Source organism: Bradyrhizobium sp. URHC0002, from assembly GCF_054059515.1.
This window is the reverse complement of the sequence record NZ_JBSSCF010000001.1, coordinates 7,862,801-7,877,862: the sequence shown is the minus strand read 5'-3', so window position 1 is coordinate 7,877,862 and position 15,062 is coordinate 7,862,801. Positions and strand designations below refer to the sequence as shown.

The window sequence follows — 15,062 nt, the reverse complement described above, 5'->3', positions numbered from 1 at the left end:
AGCCCCATTCCTTCGAGGAGAAAATCAATCGCGCAGCGACAACGGGACGGCGCTCATCAGCGTGGCGGTACCCATGCTGGCGAGGATGCGGTCGTTGTTGATCATGATTGGAGCCGAAAGCACGTCGCGGAGGTGGCGGCCAATGCTCACGTCGGTGTCGTTGCGGTAGCCTGACAGGCCGCAGGCGCGCATCGCGTGCAGCACGGTCGCGACGGCGAGCTCGGAGGCCTCCACCTTGAGAAGGTTGATCGAGGACTGAAAGTCGAGGGACGACAGCGCACGCTCGTCCTGTTCGCGGGCCGCATAAGAGTCGAGATTCGCGGCGATGATGGCGCGCAGCTTCGTCAGCGTCATCCTGGCGGCGGTAAAATGTGACGCGCCGGGAGGCATGTTGCCGCCGGATCCGCGGGCGGCCTTGCGGATGAACAGCTGCGCGCGGTCCACCGCAGCGGCGGCAATTCCGGCCCAGACCGACGACCAGCACAGGTGGGCGACCGGCGCCATCGTCTGTGCATGGATCCTGTCGTAAGGCACGGGGAAGATCTGTTCTGCGGTGCCCTTGAAGTTCAGCTTGAAGCCGGCGCTGCAAGTTCCGCGCATGCCGAGCGTTTCCCATGCGAGCGTGGGCTCAAGCGTATAGTCGTCCCGGGTGATGGCCAGCATCACCTGGTCGGATCCGGCGGCCTCGTCCGCGCGGCGGGCGATGGTGACGATGCCGTCTGCCTCGGCGCCATAGGAAATCACGGTCGCGTCGCGCAGCAGCGAGATCTCGGTGCCGGCGTGCTCCACCGCCGCCAAGCTGAAGCGGATGTTGCCGCCGTTCTGGCCTTCCGTGGTCGAGGACGCCAGCAGCATCTGTTCGGCCGCTACGCGGCGCATCAGCTTTTCGTGCCAAGTGCTGCCCCCGCCGTGGCGGACAAGACATGCGACCTTGGTCTGATGCATCGCGAAGATCATCCCGGCCGATGCGCAGGCGCGGCCGAGCGCGTAACACATGTCGGTTACGTCGGATATCGATGCGCCGTCGCCGCCGAATTCGATCGGGATCTGGGTGCCCAGGAGCCTCTGCTTGCGCGCCGCGTCGATGGCCTTCCGCGGGAAGCGCGCCTCGCGGTCCACCGCTTCGACCTCCGTCGCCGCCGCCTCTGCGACGGCGGCCGCGCGCTGCCGGAACGAGGCGCGGTCGGAAGAAAATTGAACTCGGCTACTTCCCGGGGCGAGTTTGCGGAACTGGACTTCTTGCACGTTTGACTTCTTGCACGTTGGACTTATTGCACGTTTATGGCCCAAGCCACCCGACGTTCCGCACCTCGTCGAGATGAATGCTGCGCGAAGCCCGGAATCTAACCGAGGGCGTCTGCGAAGTCGGTGGCGCAAAGGTGGATGTCGATGAGCAATGTGCTTTCGGGAGAGGTACCCCGGAAGTAGAACTGTTGACTAAGATGCAGTCAGGTATCCTTCACATCGATGAGGACCGTGCCATGTCACGTGATGGATGGGGTAGAAATGCAGCAAATGCAATATGTTAGCGCCAGCGTTCAAGACCGCGTTCTTTTCGTCGTCAGGAGCGTCCTCGAACAGAACTCGATCAAAGCTGACGTCCATCCGGAGTCGCGGCTGGTAGATATCGGACTGGACTCGATGGACATGGTCGCGCTGATGCTAAGAGTCGAAGCCGAGTTCGATCTCACCCTTCCTCAACCCGAGATTACGCCCGAGAATTTCCAATCGGTGAAGACGCTGGAGCGGCTGATCCTCAACCAGCTCGGACCTGGGGTAGGATGAAGCGACTTGAACAGCTTCGGCACCGAGCGAAGCCGCTTCGACAATGATCGCAAGGTCGTGCCCGGTCTGCCGCGCGGCGTCATCTGTTCCGTCGCAGCTTCATCGCCCCAGGCGGCGGGGCGGGCGGATAGCGATCAAACTCGCCTGCATGGTCAGGTCATGGAAGCAGAGGTGATCCAGCGGCCGCCTGCAACCGGCGCTCCGCGGCGCAGTCCTTCCGTCGCCAAAACCTGGCTGAAGGCCATCGAACTGACCTCCCAGATTGAGACCGAGCCGCATCGTCTGTTCGCTGACGTCGTGGAAGACTGGGCGGAGCGGCAGCCCGCGCGCCCCGCGTTGCTCTCGGATGGCCAATCCTTCACCTACGGGGAACTCGCCGCCCGGATCAACCGATATGGGCGATGGGCACTGAGCGTGGGCATCCGTACCGGCTGCACCGTCTGCCTGCTGATGCCGAACCGGCCGGACTATCTCGCCTGCTGGCTCGGCATCAGCAGGGTCGGCGGCACGGTGGCGCTGATCAACACCAGGCTGGTCGGTCGGTCGCTTGCCCACTGCATCGACGTCGCACGTGCCGATCATGTCATCCTCGCCGCCGAGTGTTTGGATGCGTTCGAGACCGCGCGTCCGCATCTGGATCGCGTGCCGCAAACCTGGAGCCTCGGTGCCGGTGGCGCAGGCGCCGATCTGGATGCGGCGCTCGCGGCTGTGGACAGCCGCCCGCTGTCCTCCGCGGAACGCGGCCACGTCACGATCGATGGACGTGCGCTCCTTATCTACACTTCGGGCACCACGGGGCTGCCGAAGGCGGCGAACGTCAGTCATCGCCGCATTCTCGGCTGGGGCGGATGGTTTGCCGGGCTCACGGATGCTTCCGTGGATGACCGGCTCTACGATTGCCTGCCGCTCCATCATTCCGTGGGCGGCGTCGTCGCGCCCTGCAGCATGCTTCGCGCGGGCGGCTCGGTTGCGATCGCTGAGAAATTCTCCGGAACGAACTTCTGGGACGACATCGTGCGTTTCAACTGCACCGTCCTTCAATATATCGGCGAGCTCTGCCGCTACTTGCTGAAGGCACCGGCGTCCGGGCCAAAAGCAGGACACAGACTTCGGCTGGCCGTTGGCAACGGATTGCGCGGCGACATCTGGGAGGCGTTCGCCGGGCGGTTCGCGATTCCGCAGATCCTCGAATTCTATGCCGCGACGGAAGGTAATTTTTCACTGTTCAACGTCGAAGGAAGACCCGGCGCGATCGGCCGGATCCCGCCGGCGCTGGCGCATCGTTTTCCCGCCGCAATCGTGAAGGTCGATCCAGATAGTGGCAGCGCGGTCCGCGGCGACGACGGGCGCTGCATCGCCTGCCCCCACGGCGAGATCGGCGAGGCGGTCGGGCGCATCGGCCCCGCCGATCGGGGCGGCGGCCTTTTCGAAGGCTACACCGACCCGGCCGAGACCGAGAATAAAATCCTGCGCGACGTCTTTGCCGAAGGCGATGGCTGGTTCCGCACGGGCGATTTGATGCTGCGCGACGAGCAGGGATACTTCCATTTCGTTGACCGGGTCGGCGACACGTTCCGCTGGAAGGGCGAGAACGTCGCGACCGGCGAAGTGAACGACGCCATCAGAGGCTGCCCCGGCGTTCTCGACGCTTCGACCTACGGGGCCGCCGTTCCGGGCGCCGAGGGTCGCGCAGGCATGGCGGCTTTGGTAGTGGACCAGGGGTTCGATTTCAGGATCTTCGCGGCGCACTTGGCGCGCCGGCTCCCGGTCTATGCGCTTCCGGTCTTCGTCAGGTTCTGCCGCGCGCTCGACGCCACCGAGACCTTCAAGCAGAACAAGCAGCGACTGATCCGCGAGGGATTTGATCCTTCGGTCGTGGGCGACCCGCTGTTCTTCCGTGATCCGGTGACTGGCGACTACTGTCCGATCAACCGCGCCGTCTACGCGCGCATGGTGGAGGGTGGGTTCAGGTTCTAGCGTCGGCTCGAAAGCCGTTTTTTTGAGAGGTAAGGTGTTCCATGTCAGTTAGGTCGAGGATTTTTTCGGCGATGCAGCAGATCGCCGAAGAACAGAAGGTCACGCTTCCGCAGCTCCAGGACGATCTATCGCTCCACGACACCGGGTTCGATTCGCTGGCGTTCGCTATCCTGGTCGCGCGGCTGGAAGACGATCTGGGGATCGATCCGTTCACCATCGCCGAGGATGCCGCCTTTCCGTCGACTGTCGGCGAGTTCGTCAGAGTGTACGAGAATGTCCCCGCCTGAGACCTTCGCATTGCGCGAATATCTCGGCCCGGAGCTGAAGGGCCGCACGATCTCCGATGCCCGGCACAGCGTATCGCTGACCGGCATTCTCGGGCACAGCTGTCTGATCGGCAGATCCCGCGAGCTGTCCGGCCGATCGGTGCTGCTGGCGGCGTCGGGGCAGCTGCAGTCCGCGCTCGCCATGATCGAGCTCGACGGCGTCGCCCGCCGCATGCTTCTGTGCCCGCCCGACCTCGATCCGGGTCTCATCCCGGCGCTGCTTGCGGACGCGGAGATCGATGCGATCGTCACGGATCGGCCGGAGCAATTCGATAATGGCACGCAATTGGTCGTCGGCGTCGGCCTGCCCGAACCTGCCGCTGCGGGATGGAAGCCCGAACGCCCGACAGAGTGGCTGATGCTGACTTCGGGCACGTCAGGGCCGCCCAAGATCGTCGGACATACGCTCGACGGGCTGGCCGGCGCAATCGTTGCCGAAGGGGCTGCGCGCCATCCGAACGCGACCTGGGCGACGTTCTACGACATCCGCCGCTACGGCGGCCTGCAGATATTCCTGCGCGCCGTGATCGGCGGCGGATCGATGGTGCTGTCGGAGCCCGGAGAAAGCATCGCGGATTACGTGGCACGGCTGCGCGAGCGCGGCGTCACTCACATCTCCGGAACGCCCTCGCACTGGCGCAAGCTCCTGATGAGCGGTGCCGCCGCGAACTTCTCGCCGCGCTACGTCCGTTTGTCCGGCGAAATCGCTGACCAGGCGGTGCTCGACGGCCTGGCCCGTGCGTTTCCGCATGCGTCGGTCGGCCATGCCTATGCTTCCACCGAGGCCGGGGTCGGTTTCGCGGTCGACGATGGGCGCGAGGGTTTTCCCGCCAACCTCATCGACCGGAACCGCGACGGCGTCGAGATGAAGGTCGTCGACGGCTCGCTCCGGATCCGCTCCCATCGCACGGCGTACGCCTATATCGGCGCCCGCGCGCCACCGCTCGCCGATGCCGAGGGATTCGTCGACACTGGCGACATGGTCGAACTGCGCGGCGCGCGCTACCACTTCGTCGGCCGGCGCGGTGGCATCATCAACATCGGCGGACTGAAGGTCCATCCCGAGGAGGTTGAGGCCGTGATCAACGGACACGAGTCGGTGCGGATGTCGCGCGCGCGGTCGCGCAGGAGCCCGATCACCGGCGCCATCGTGGTCGCCGACATTGTTCTCGCCGACGGCGCTGATGCGGGTCGCCAGGAAACGATCCGCACGGAGATTCTCGGCCGGTGCAAGGACTCCCTGGCGTCATATAAAGTTCCTGCAGTGATCCGCTTCGTCGAGCGGCTCGACGTCACGGCAGCGGGAAAACTGGCGCGCGCCGATGCGTAACGTCCTCGTCACCGGTGGCAGCCGTGGCATCGGGCTTGCGATTGCGCGCAGGCTCGCCGCATCCGGCGACTACAACGTGGTCGCGGTCGCGCGCCGCGAGAGCGAGGATCTGGGACGGGCCATCCGCGAGACGGGCGCGGGCCGCCTGCACTTCAGGGCGTTCGATCTCGGCCAGACAGACAAGATTCCCGCCTTCGTGAAGGAGCTGCGCGACGCCTTCGGCGCGATCTACGGCCTTGTCAACAATGCCGGGATCGGCACCGAAGGCCTGCTGGCCAATATGCGCAACGCCGAGATCGAGGCGTTGATCCGTCTGAACGTGCTGTCGCCGATCATTCTGACCAAATACGTGGTGCGCCATATGATGGCCGAGGGCGCCGGGCGCATCGTCAACATCTCCTCCATCATCGCCTCGACCGGCTACAACGGCCTGTCCGTCTACGCCGCGTCCAAAGCCGCGGCCGGCGGCTTCACCCGTTCGCTGGCCCGCGAAGTCGGCAAGCTCGGCATCACCGTGAACGCGATCGCGCCCGGCTTCGTCGACACCGAATTGACCAAGTCGCTGGACGACGACGGTCGACGGCGTATCGCGGGCCGCAGCGCATTGCGCCGCTTGCCCGAGGCCGACGACGTCGCTTCCATGGTCGAGTATCTCCTCGGAGAAGGCGGCCGCAACATCACCGGCACCGTTTTGACCGTGGACGCCGGCAACACCGCCTGATGGTCTGCGACGGCCGGCACACGCTCAGCGGCGCACCGCATCGCCTGGTGTGAGAGCTGCTTCCTTCGACGTACCCCTTAAGAGTTTCGCGCAGCAAGCCGCTAAGAGAATAATGAGGGACGAGGCGCGAACGCCGCTGCATTGGCCAATCGGGTCCGCACGACGGTGCGCCTAACTCGGAAGGGTGGCGCGGATCCTCCATGCGAGGAATGGAATTGCCGGCCAAGCAAAGTGCATAATGTAGAAGTGCATAAAGAACGTAAGTGATAGCGCATTGGAAAAGGCCGTCGCGCCGTGCGGCGGCTAATTGCAGACGGATCGCCCAGTGAAGAGGCGGTCATTCTCAAGCAAGGATGACGTAGGTGCCGCCTACGAGATCTCAGGTACGTCGCATTTTTCGGCGCTGGGGGATCGGCAACGTCTTCAAAGCTTGGAAAGGAATTGGCTGATGAATTGGTTTGTTGGTTTTGGTCCGCGTTTCTTGCTATTGGCATTGGCTGCTTTGCCCGTGATTATTCAGCCGTTCGCCGCGAACGCGCAGACGGAAAAATCCCGGCCGCAAGTCGCTCGTCTGTTGCCTCGCGAGTCCCCGAAGCAAAAGCCGCAAGTAGCGATGAATGCCTGGACAGTCGGTGTTGCAGGAGGCCTTCTCGAAGGTGCGCCCATCCGCCTGGCGGCGGAGATCGCCCGCGTCGTAGATGATGGACCCAATCTGCACGTTCTGCCGGTCGTGACACGCGGTGCCACGGAAAACGTGAATTCACTGCTGTATTTGCGCGGCATCGACGCCGCGATCATCAATTCCGACGTGCTGGAAGAATATAAAAGCGAGGTGCCGGATATTCAGAAACGGCTTGCCTACGTCCTGAATCTGTTTCCGTCCGAACTTCATATCTTCGTTCGTCCCGAGATTCAGAGTCTGAACGATCTGGCTGGTAAAAAAGTGAACTTCAATACCCAGGGCACCGCAGCGGCCTATTCGGGTCCGCTGATCTTCAGTCGGATCGGCGTCGAGGTGGAAAAGACGTTCATCCCGCATCAGGTCGCGCTCGAGCAGATGCGTAAGGGCGAGATGGCCGGGGTCGTCTTCATTACGTCGAAGCCGGTAGATGCTTTCGTGCGCGGCCGTTGGGAGCCGGGGTTCAAGTTCCTGCCAATGCCCTATGACAGCAAGTTCGAGGACTACTATTTGCCCGCCGCGCTCGATGCCGCGGACTATCCCAATCTGATCAAGCCGGGCGAACGAGTAACAACGATTGCCGTTCCGACCGCGCTCGTCGCTTTCAATTTTCCAGCCCAGTCGAACCGCTTTCAGCGCGTCGAACGTTTTGTCGCCCACCTGTTCTCGCGGATTGGCAAGCTGCAGGAACCCGGCTTCGACCCGAAATGGAAATCGATCAATCTCTCGGCGACGGTTCCTGGCCTGGCGCGCTTCCCTGCGGCGCAAACGTGGCTCGAACGCCAACCGCGCGCAGCGCATGTATCGCAATGAGAGGCGCGGCCATCATCCCGGTTGTAGTTGCAATCGCGCTCACGAGCGGGATTGCCTTGACGCAAGGGGCAGAAGAGCCAATGCGCGACTGCACCCCGGCCGAGCGCGCCGGAGGGGTGGAGTGCCCGGACAAGGCCTCGTCGACGATCGCGCCTGCGCTTCAGGCGGCTTCCAAAGAAGACAACTGGATCATCAGTCAAACGACTTCGCCAGTCGACTATTTGCCCGTCGTTGTCGCTACGGCCGTGTCACACGATGGTGCGGCGGCATCCACAATGAAACTTTCAATTCGCTGCCGCGGGGGGCGGACCGAACTGGTCGTCGCAGGACCCGGCATTTCGGGCCGCGGCGACAACTACGCGATTTTGTATCGTGTTAACGACGGTCAGCAGGTGCAAATCGCGGCAGTGCCGCCGGCTTCCGGGGCAGGGGTCGCGTTCGCAGGTGACATTATTGGCTTGCTGCAATCTCTGCCCGACGCTGGAAACCTCAGCGTTCAGCTTGCACCCCGCGCTGGGACCGCGCTGAATGGAATGTTTTCACTCGGCGGGTGGGAAGCGGTGCGCGCGAAGCTGAGTGTTTCATGCAAATGGTCACGCTCGGCCGAGAAGCCGAACAGGTGATGGTGTCCAATGACGTTTGTACAGGAGAGCACGATGAACATGTTTCAGCACATTGCGAAGACAGCTACGTTAGGAGCCGTCACGGTCTTGTTCGCCGCATCCTTTGCGGCAGCGGAGCAGGGCGGGCGGTACTGGGTACCGACAACGACGAATCCCGATACGGACCAGCCGCGCGTTGCGGTAAACCGGGCCGCCACGCAAAAAGCCGTCACACAAAAAAGGGAACGATCCCCTCTGGCGGCCAACGCTCGGCTTGCACCCGAAGCGCATCAATTGATCCTGCAGGTGAACACAAACGACCCCGCCGCGATGAACCTCGCGCTCAACAACGCAACGAATGTCGCGCAGTACTACAAGGATCTCGGCGAGAAGGTGAAAATTGAGGTGGTCACGTTTGGGCCCGGCCTGCATATGCTGCGCGCCGACACGTCGCCGGTAAAGGCCCGCATCGAGGAGATGATGCTGAGTACGCCGGAGGTGTCGTTCAAGGCCTGCGGCAACACCCTGGAAAAAATGCACAAGGCCGAGAACAAGGACATCCCGATCGTCCCTCAGGCGGAAGAAGTCAAGTCGGGCGTCGTACGCGTGATGGAGCTACAGGAGAAGGGATGGACCTATGTGAAACCGTGAGCGCTGGATCCCGAGATCAGCCCCCAGCGCCGACCATCAGCTCTCAAATCTGACCTGGCGGCTCGATGGAGCGGAACTATCGTGGCGGACCGCGAGCGGGAGATGAAGTTGCCGTGAGGAGTTTCCAGGACGCCACGACAATCTAACGATAACAGCCGCTCATGGCGGCTCGGTGACGCGTCGATCAATCGTGCAAATTGGTACGATGTCTGATGTTGGTGGCCTTCTCGACAGTTCGGGAAGCACGACGCGGGATATCCTCGCAGCGAATTTCAAGGCGTGGGTGCGGGTCTGAGGCGGGCAACAACCAGAAGCGTGCTCGATCGAAACGCAGGATTGCGCGGCCAGCGAAAACGCCTGCGGCGCCTCCGGCAATTTTTTGGAGTGCGTCCAAGGTTCGCGCATGGCGATCTGGGGTAAGAAGCTGCAGAAGCTCAAGCAATGCGGCGCTGCCAAGTACGATAAGCAGGACGGCAAGAGTGCGTCGGGGATAGGCCAAGCAGAAGAGCGTGCCGAGAACGGCAAATGCTGCAACATGTTCCAGCTTCGACGAGGTCAGCAAAATCGGCCTATCTCCAAGTGGCGACAGGGTCGAATAAGCAATGACACACAGGCCGGCCCATGCAGCGAACTTAAGTAATCTTTGAAACATGAGTTTTTCCTCTCGGCTTTGCTCTACTGCCTGCGTAACTAGCCCAGGCGCGGAGCTTGCCATGGTGGCCTGCTCTCAGTACCGGGATCGCGCCGTAAGCCGGTACGCGGGGCCACCCTACGTAAGTGTGCCGGGTGGAATAGTTGCTAAAAAGGGGCACTCCTCTTGGGTTCCGCCGGTTATGGCCGTCGCGGGCGCCATCGCAACCCGCCATGGATTGATGAAGACGCCCTCAGGACGCCGCGCCGGCAGTTGTTCGCGGTACATTGCGCATCGAGAGGGGAGGAGATCATTGCCGCTTGCGGCCAGCACGTCGAAGGCGCAGAGCTGGTCGAGGTTGCGTAGCCGAACGTTAGAGCAGCGCGGGCGACGCTCCAACGCTCCGCAAATTGTGTGCCTTTGCGCCGACTACTTCTGCCCTGCGCGGCGAACGAGTGTGTTCTCGAGAAAGAGAAACTCGATGCCTGTGCCGAGGAACGTGTCGATGGCTTCGCGCGGGGTGTTGACGATCGGCTGACCCTTCACGTTGAAGCTCGTGTTCAGCACCATTTCCCGGCCAGTCACCTTGCCGACGGCCTGTACCAATGCGTGGAATTCCGGATTGTCCTTCTTGTTGATCGTCTGCACCCGGGCCGAGCCGTTGACGTGCGTAATCGCAGGCAGCGCGGCACGATGCTCAGGACGAACATCGGCGGTCATAATCATGTAGGGAAGTTCGAGGCCCTTCGGTACCTCGAACCAATCCTGTACCTGTTCGAGACTCACCGCCGGAGCGAACGGGCGGAAGGCTTCGCGCATCTTGACCATCGCGTTGATCCGATCACGCATCTCCGGATGGCCGGGATCGGCCAAGATGCTGCGGTGACCCAAGGCCCGCGGACCGAACTCCATGCGCCCGCGATACCAGCCAAGCACGCGTCCGGCCTTGATGAGCCTGGCTGCTTCTGCGCAGGTTTGCTCAAGATTCGGGAAGCGGGTGACCTCGATGCGGCTGCCGGCGTCAGCGAGAGCCTTGTCGATTTCGGCTTGCGAGTGCTCGGGGCCGAGGAAGGGAACCGGCATCCGGACGTTTTTTACACCGCCGTTGCGCGACGCCGACCAGAGCGCGGCGCCAAGGGCGGAGCCGTCGTCGCCCGCGGCCGGCTGAACGTAGATGTCGTCGAATAGACCAGACTGAAGAAGGCGGCCATTTGCAGTGCAGTTGAGCGCGACACCGCCCGCCATAGCGAGCTTGCGCAGGCCGGTCTTGCGGCCGAAGTGGCCGCAGATATGGAGCATGACGTTGTCGAGGCATTCCTGCAACGCCGCAGCGACGTCGCGATGGTCGTCGTTCGTGTCGCTGTCAGGATCGCGAGCCGGGATAAGGTGCTCTTCGAGGTAGCGTCGCGTCGCGCCGTAGGTTTCGCGATCAAGACGCTCGTTGTTCAGACGAAGAAGTGGAATCTTGATCAGGCCATTGTCGAGCAGCTCCACGGCTTGCTCAAAGAAATGATGATAGCGAGCGGGATTCCCGTAAGGGGCGAGTCCCATGATTTTATATTCGTCGGAGTTGAAGTCGAAGCCAAGGTGCAGCGTGAGAGCGGAATAGAGGATGCCGATGGAATCCTGCGCGGTGATTTCGGCGAGCTTGTCGATCTTGTTGTCGTGCGCGTGATAAATGGTGACGGCGTGAACTTCGCCCATGCCGTCGAGGATCACGACCAGGCATTCATCCCATCCGGAGGTGTAGTAGGCGCTGGCGGCGTGGGACAAATGGTGGTTGACTTGGTGAACCTTGTCGGCGGGGAATCCTGGCAGGTGCTGGTTCACTTGCGAAAGCAGTTTTTCGCGCGAGAAAACTTCCCTGTATTGCTCGGCGGAAGTCGGATCCAGCCTGAAGGCGGCTTTGTAGGGAGAATAGTCAAAGCCGTGGGAAATTTCGTCGATGTCGGCGGGTTTCAGGCCCGCGCTCTCCAGGCAGTAGCGGATAGCGCCAATCGGGAAGTCACCGGTGTGTTTTTTGCGGCTGAAGCGCTCTTCGGCGGCTCCAGCGACAATCTCGCCGTCGACCACCAGCACCGCAGCCGAATCGTGACCCTGAGATATTCGGTATTCGCGTTCTTCCAGGCCCGGCCAATGCTTTTTCTTGAATGGAATCGCGTTCTCGAATCCAGTGATGCCGACTACTTTCGCCATGTTCAACAATCTCCCTTAGACAGCTGAGGCGCGTGGCAGCGGCAATGGAGTTCCAGCTCGCTTGTCCGATCCCGGCCGAAAATGATTCAACACGCAGTACTGAAGGCAGAAACGATGCGAGGCCAGCGTGACTCCGTTGGGACATCTACCGCAATTGCACATTGCCGGAAGACGACTGTCCACGGAAAGTAGTGTGGGGTAGTCTACCCGGAATCGGTAGTTCGAAAGAGCAGGTCGCAGAGGGGGACCGACTGGCGGCGGAATAGCTCGCGTGGTCAACGATGGCGACAACCATGCTGCGTGAATCTCGCGCTCGAACAGGTTGCTGCTTGCTCTTTTCGAGTTCGGCCGTCCATTGAGTTGCGCTATCAGCGACGCTTTAATTTTCCGCGACTAAGTGAAAAATACTATGAAAGGGGACGATGCAACCTGGAATGCTGCAGATCTTTGTTCGAATAAACGAAGATTCTGTCTCCGTATCCGTTCGGATATTCCCTTAGTTTGCAGAACACGCCATTTTCGACGATCTCCTCATGACAGACCGGATTGTTGTAGATAACCAACATCTCTTGTTGCCTGCCTGAGATGGATGAATGGATATTGGCAACGACCTGCCTCATGATTTCCTTCGGGAACGGATGGTAGAAATAGAGCATGCTATAAGTGTTATAGTTCTTGCAGGTGATCGCGTCGCCGTTGAATATCTGCCAGCGTTGCTTTTTGAGTTTTGTAAGGTTTCGAATTGCAGTCTCACTGATCGGCTGGGAAAGTTCGATGCCATCCACCCTTGCAAAAGGGAATTTGAGCATGGCCAACATGGCGCTGCCTTTTCCGCAGCCAATATCCAGAATGGTATCTTGATCGTTGATGTGGAGATCTTTCAGGAGTCGAACAAGATATTTGTTCCACGTTGGCGTAGACTCCCCTACATATTTGGAGTCTAACCCGACTTCTTCCGGCCACACGATCCTGGAGAAATCGACCCCCTGAAAATTTTCCATGATGAGCAGGGACGACTTGCGCAAGATGCGCTCGGGAGTGAACTTGCTGATCAATTTGCGTAATTTTTTCATTGGACCGTCAACTGACCATCCGTCATGCAGGCGCGTCCAGTATCGTCCCGCGTTTCACGGTAAGGTGCGAACTTGATAGCTGCGTGCGTTCCTGATGCAGGCTGACCGGTTGTTTCATGCCGTCGAAGAGAAAGCGAATTGCCCGTTTCGCTCGATCTGCTGGTGCCGACGATCATGCCGCTTCCGGTCCTCATCACCTGCTGCCGACCCGCGGCGAATCAGATGCGGTCACGTCAGTCCGGACCGTCGCCGATGGGGAGATCGAACTGCTTACCTTTCGGGAAGGTACGTCAGGAACATCCTGGTATCGCAGGGTGACCTCGACGGTGTCACCGGGCTGCAACTCGCTATCTTCGCTCGCGATAATCCGTTCCGGCCCTTTCTCGCCTTTTCTAGTGATGGCAATGTCCGGCTTGCTGCCGGTTCCTCGTACGAGCTGTGATCGAACCATCGCAGTGTACTGAATCTTCTCGCCGACGCTCTGCAGCTTTTCGCGAATTTGGTTGAGCCTTACGCTCGTGCTTTGCAGCTCACGGAGCAGGTCAAGTCGCCGCTGATCGTCGAGCTTTGTCAGCTTTCTCGCTAACTCCTCCTGCAGCTTCTTGACCTGCAGCAGTTGCGCGGAGGCTTGCAGCTTCCGGGTTGATGACAGCAACACCGCCCGACGCGCATCCGTAACGCGCGGGCTGGTCACATTCCCCTTGGCGAACAGATCGGTCGCTTTTTGCAGTTCTTCGAGGTCCGCTTGAAATCCTTCTTCCTCCTTCTTCTGCTGCTCTGACAGCACCCGGACCTCACCGTCTCCCTGTCGAACGCCGCGCTGAAGGAACGCCTTCTCCAGCTGATAGTCATTCTGCTTCGTCTTCAAATATTCCGCTTCCGCATTGACGATTTCCGAAATCGCCGATCGAGCTATCGGTACCTCCGTCCCCGCGCTTGGGCTGATCTGGGACGCCTCTCCGAGTTCCGACTTGATACGCCACAAGTGTGCCTGCTCTTTGGCGAACTCCGTCCAAAGCGATCCATGCTCGGCTCTGAGGTCCGCCGACTCGAGATACGGGTTGTTCATTCTGATGCGCATGACGTCGTAGCCGCCCGCCACAGCTATGAGCTGGCGTGCGGTAGTGGATGGACGGTAGGCGTACTCACCCGGCTTCGACACGTCCCCGCTTACGTATACGGGCCTGTATTCCGACACGATCGCCGTTACCTCATCCGCGTCAATGACGATGACGGCCTCGCGGCCGTCCGACGTCCTCTGTCGAAACACCTTGCGCGCCAGCGCGGCGCCGATTTGGGCTCGGATCTGCGATAAGGGCAGGCCGGCGACCGAGAGCGTTCCAACCAGCGGCAGCGAAATGTTGCCATCCACTTGGACGGGAGCGCGCTGCCGCAGCTCCGGCACGCCCGCCACCGCAACCTCCAGTACGTCTCCGACGCTTACCCGGTATTCGGCCCTTGCCTGGGTGACGAAAATTGTCAGGCCGACGGTCACCACGCACCATTTGATGTAACGGCGGAGATTGCTTCCACACACATTGATACGATCGCGCAGCGTGTAGTTCGGCCAAGCAGCAACCTTCTGAACCCACGTGGTCATCGGTCAAATCCTTCCGCCGAAAGCAACGCGTCCATGGCGGCACCGTCCGGACAACGGTCCAGACGGGCGCTCGCCGACAGTTTAATCCGGCATGGCCGCGGCTCAACGGACCATTGTAGTTACTCCTCAATACTCATTTATCGTCGATTCCACCCCGCGACCCGCATGTTACCGAATTGAATTGGCGAGGGACACGGAGTGGCCGGGCGTAGAGTCAGTTCCGTCTCCTTCTGGCTTTGGTGGCGCTCGATCTCGGAAAGCTTGGCGTTCTGCTCGGCGCACTGGCTAATCAGGAACTGGCGATTTCGGTAGGAACGCGACTTCGCTCGCGGCGGCGGGCCGGGAGTCGCGGAAGCGGGACGATGTTGCTGCGAGCGGACGTCATGGATCCGGGCTGCAAATAGTGGAGGTTTGCGTAACGTCCGTTCGAGCCGGATCAGCTCGTCATGGCTGCCATCGTCGACGATGCGGCCATGCTCGAGCGTGATGATCCGGTTCGCGTTGCGCACGATCGAGAGCCGATGAGCGATGACGAACACGGTCCGGCTGGCGACCTCGACAGGCTGTATTCGGAAATCGTGCTCCCGCCGATCTGAGCCTGGGATTATTGCGTCGCGCCGGCGCTTCGATGAAAATCGCTAACGGGCGTCGATCAGGCGCCCGGAGCGCCGCTCGCCG

14 protein-coding genes are annotated in these 15,062 nt (G+C 61.2%); 9 read left to right on the top strand and 5 right to left on the bottom strand.

Annotated elements, in window-relative coordinates:
• Positions 1–24 precede the first annotated feature (24 nt).
• A complete protein-coding gene (locus ACVWVY_RS37875; protein ID WP_456631188.1) occupies positions 25–1,245 on the bottom strand; it encodes an acyl-CoA dehydrogenase family protein in 1,221 nt (406 codons plus the stop codon).
• Between the two features lie 270 nt (positions 1,246–1,515).
• Here ACVWVY_RS37875 and ACVWVY_RS37870 point away from each other — a divergent pair, with 270 nt between their 5' ends.
• From ACVWVY_RS37870 to ACVWVY_RS37835, 8 genes are all read left to right on the top strand, one after another.
• On the top strand, positions 1,516–1,785 hold the full coding sequence (locus tag ACVWVY_RS37870) for an acyl carrier protein (RefSeq protein WP_456632407.1): 270 nt from the start codon (positions 1,516–1,518) through the stop codon (positions 1,783–1,785).
• Positions 1,786–1,944: 159 nt separating this feature from the next.
• Positions 1,945–3,762 carry a long-chain-acyl-CoA synthetase gene (locus ACVWVY_RS37865; RefSeq protein WP_456632406.1) on the top strand — a complete coding sequence of 606 codons (1,818 nt, stop codon included), beginning with the start codon at positions 1,945–1,947 and terminating at the stop codon, positions 3,760–3,762.
• Positions 3,763–3,803: 41 nt separating this feature from the next.
• Entirely contained in the window at positions 3,804–4,049 is a 246-nt protein-coding gene (locus tag ACVWVY_RS37860) for an acyl carrier protein (protein WP_456631187.1), read from the top strand.
• Positions 4,036–5,418, top strand: coding sequence for an AMP-binding protein (locus tag ACVWVY_RS37855; RefSeq protein WP_456631186.1), 1,383 nt, complete (start codon positions 4,036–4,038; stop codon positions 5,416–5,418). The genes ACVWVY_RS37860 and ACVWVY_RS37855 overlap by 14 nt, the downstream gene beginning before the upstream one ends.
• On the top strand, positions 5,411–6,139 hold the full coding sequence (locus ACVWVY_RS37850; protein ID WP_456631185.1) for an SDR family NAD(P)-dependent oxidoreductase: 729 nt from the start codon (positions 5,411–5,413) through the stop codon (positions 6,137–6,139). Before ACVWVY_RS37855 ends, ACVWVY_RS37850 begins: the two co-directional genes overlap by 8 nt.
• A gap of 448 nt (positions 6,140–6,587) precedes the next feature.
• Positions 6,588–7,631 (top strand): TAXI family TRAP transporter solute-binding subunit, encoded by a 1,044-nt coding sequence (locus tag ACVWVY_RS37845; protein ID WP_456631184.1) that lies wholly within the window; start codon positions 6,588–6,590, stop codon positions 7,629–7,631.
• Positions 7,632–7,711: 80 nt separating this feature from the next.
• Positions 7,712–8,254, top strand: a complete 543-nt coding sequence (locus ACVWVY_RS37840; protein WP_456631183.1) for a hypothetical protein — start codon at positions 7,712–7,714, stop codon at positions 8,252–8,254.
• 33 nt (positions 8,255–8,287) lie between these two features.
• Positions 8,288–8,884, top strand: a complete 597-nt coding sequence (locus ACVWVY_RS37835) for a DsrE family protein (RefSeq protein ID WP_456631182.1) — start codon at positions 8,288–8,290, stop codon at positions 8,882–8,884.
• A 184-nt stretch (positions 8,885–9,068) separates the two neighbouring features.
• Here ACVWVY_RS37835 and ACVWVY_RS37830 read toward each other — a convergent pair whose 3' ends face one another.
• The 4 genes from ACVWVY_RS37830 to ACVWVY_RS37815 form a co-directional block, all read right to left on the bottom strand.
• On the bottom strand, positions 9,069–9,536 hold the full coding sequence (locus ACVWVY_RS37830; protein ID WP_456631181.1) for a VanZ family protein: 468 nt from the start codon (positions 9,534–9,536) through the stop codon (positions 9,069–9,071).
• Between the two features lie 408 nt (positions 9,537–9,944).
• On the bottom strand, positions 9,945–11,711 hold the full coding sequence (locus ACVWVY_RS37825) for a carbamoyltransferase family protein (protein ID WP_456631180.1): 1,767 nt from the start codon (positions 11,709–11,711) through the stop codon (positions 9,945–9,947).
• A 407-nt stretch (positions 11,712–12,118) separates the two neighbouring features.
• Complete coding sequence (locus tag ACVWVY_RS37820) at positions 12,119–12,784, bottom strand: methyltransferase domain-containing protein (RefSeq protein ID WP_456631179.1); 666 nt, start codon at positions 12,782–12,784, stop codon at positions 12,119–12,121.
• A 193-nt stretch (positions 12,785–12,977) separates the two neighbouring features.
• Positions 12,978–14,384: a polysaccharide biosynthesis/export family protein gene (locus tag ACVWVY_RS37815; RefSeq protein ID WP_456631178.1), complete on the bottom strand. Its 1,407-nt coding sequence runs from the start codon at positions 14,382–14,384 to the stop codon at positions 12,978–12,980.
• Positions 14,385–14,830: 446 nt separating this feature from the next.
• Between ACVWVY_RS37815 and ACVWVY_RS37810 the strand changes: the two genes are divergently transcribed.
• A complete protein-coding gene (locus ACVWVY_RS37810; RefSeq protein WP_456631177.1) occupies positions 14,831–14,980 on the top strand; it encodes a hypothetical protein in 150 nt (49 codons plus the stop codon).
• Positions 14,981–15,062: the final 82 nt, after the last annotated feature.

What these genes read in the sequence shown, in the direction of transcription:
- ACVWVY_RS37850 (WP_456631185.1), top strand. Translation starts at nt 5,411, where the DNA reads ATGCGTAACGTCCTCGTCACCGGTGGCAGCCGTGGCATCGGGCTTGCG.
- ACVWVY_RS37845 (WP_456631184.1), top strand. Translation starts at nt 6,588, where the DNA reads ATGAATTGGTTTGTTGGTTTTGGTCCGCGTTTCTTGCTATTGGCATTG.
- ACVWVY_RS37830 (WP_456631181.1), bottom strand. Translation starts at nt 9,536, where the DNA reads ATGTTTCAAAGATTACTTAAGTTCGCTGCATGGGCCGGCCTGTGTGTC.
- ACVWVY_RS37860 (WP_456631187.1), top strand. Translation starts at nt 3,804, where the DNA reads ATGTCAGTTAGGTCGAGGATTTTTTCGGCGATGCAGCAGATCGCCGAA.
- ACVWVY_RS37835 (WP_456631182.1), top strand. Translation starts at nt 8,288, where the DNA reads ATGAACATGTTTCAGCACATTGCGAAGACAGCTACGTTAGGAGCCGTC.
- ACVWVY_RS37855 (WP_456631186.1), top strand. Translation starts at nt 4,036, where the DNA reads ATGTCCCCGCCTGAGACCTTCGCATTGCGCGAATATCTCGGCCCGGAG.
- ACVWVY_RS37815 (WP_456631178.1), bottom strand. Translation starts at nt 14,384, where the DNA reads ATGACCACGTGGGTTCAGAAGGTTGCTGCTTGGCCGAACTACACGCTG.
- ACVWVY_RS37865 (WP_456632406.1), top strand. Translation starts at nt 1,945, where the DNA reads ATGGAAGCAGAGGTGATCCAGCGGCCGCCTGCAACCGGCGCTCCGCGG.
- ACVWVY_RS37825 (WP_456631180.1), bottom strand. Translation starts at nt 11,711, where the DNA reads ATGGCGAAAGTAGTCGGCATCACTGGATTCGAGAACGCGATTCCATTC.
- ACVWVY_RS37840 (WP_456631183.1), top strand. Translation starts at nt 7,712, where the DNA reads ATGCGCGACTGCACCCCGGCCGAGCGCGCCGGAGGGGTGGAGTGCCCG.
- ACVWVY_RS37870 (WP_456632407.1), top strand. Translation starts at nt 1,516, where the DNA reads ATGCAATATGTTAGCGCCAGCGTTCAAGACCGCGTTCTTTTCGTCGTC.
- ACVWVY_RS37810 (WP_456631177.1), top strand. Translation starts at nt 14,831, where the DNA reads ATGGCTGCCATCGTCGACGATGCGGCCATGCTCGAGCGTGATGATCCG.
- ACVWVY_RS37820 (WP_456631179.1), bottom strand. Translation starts at nt 12,784, where the DNA reads ATGAAAAAATTACGCAAATTGATCAGCAAGTTCACTCCCGAGCGCATC.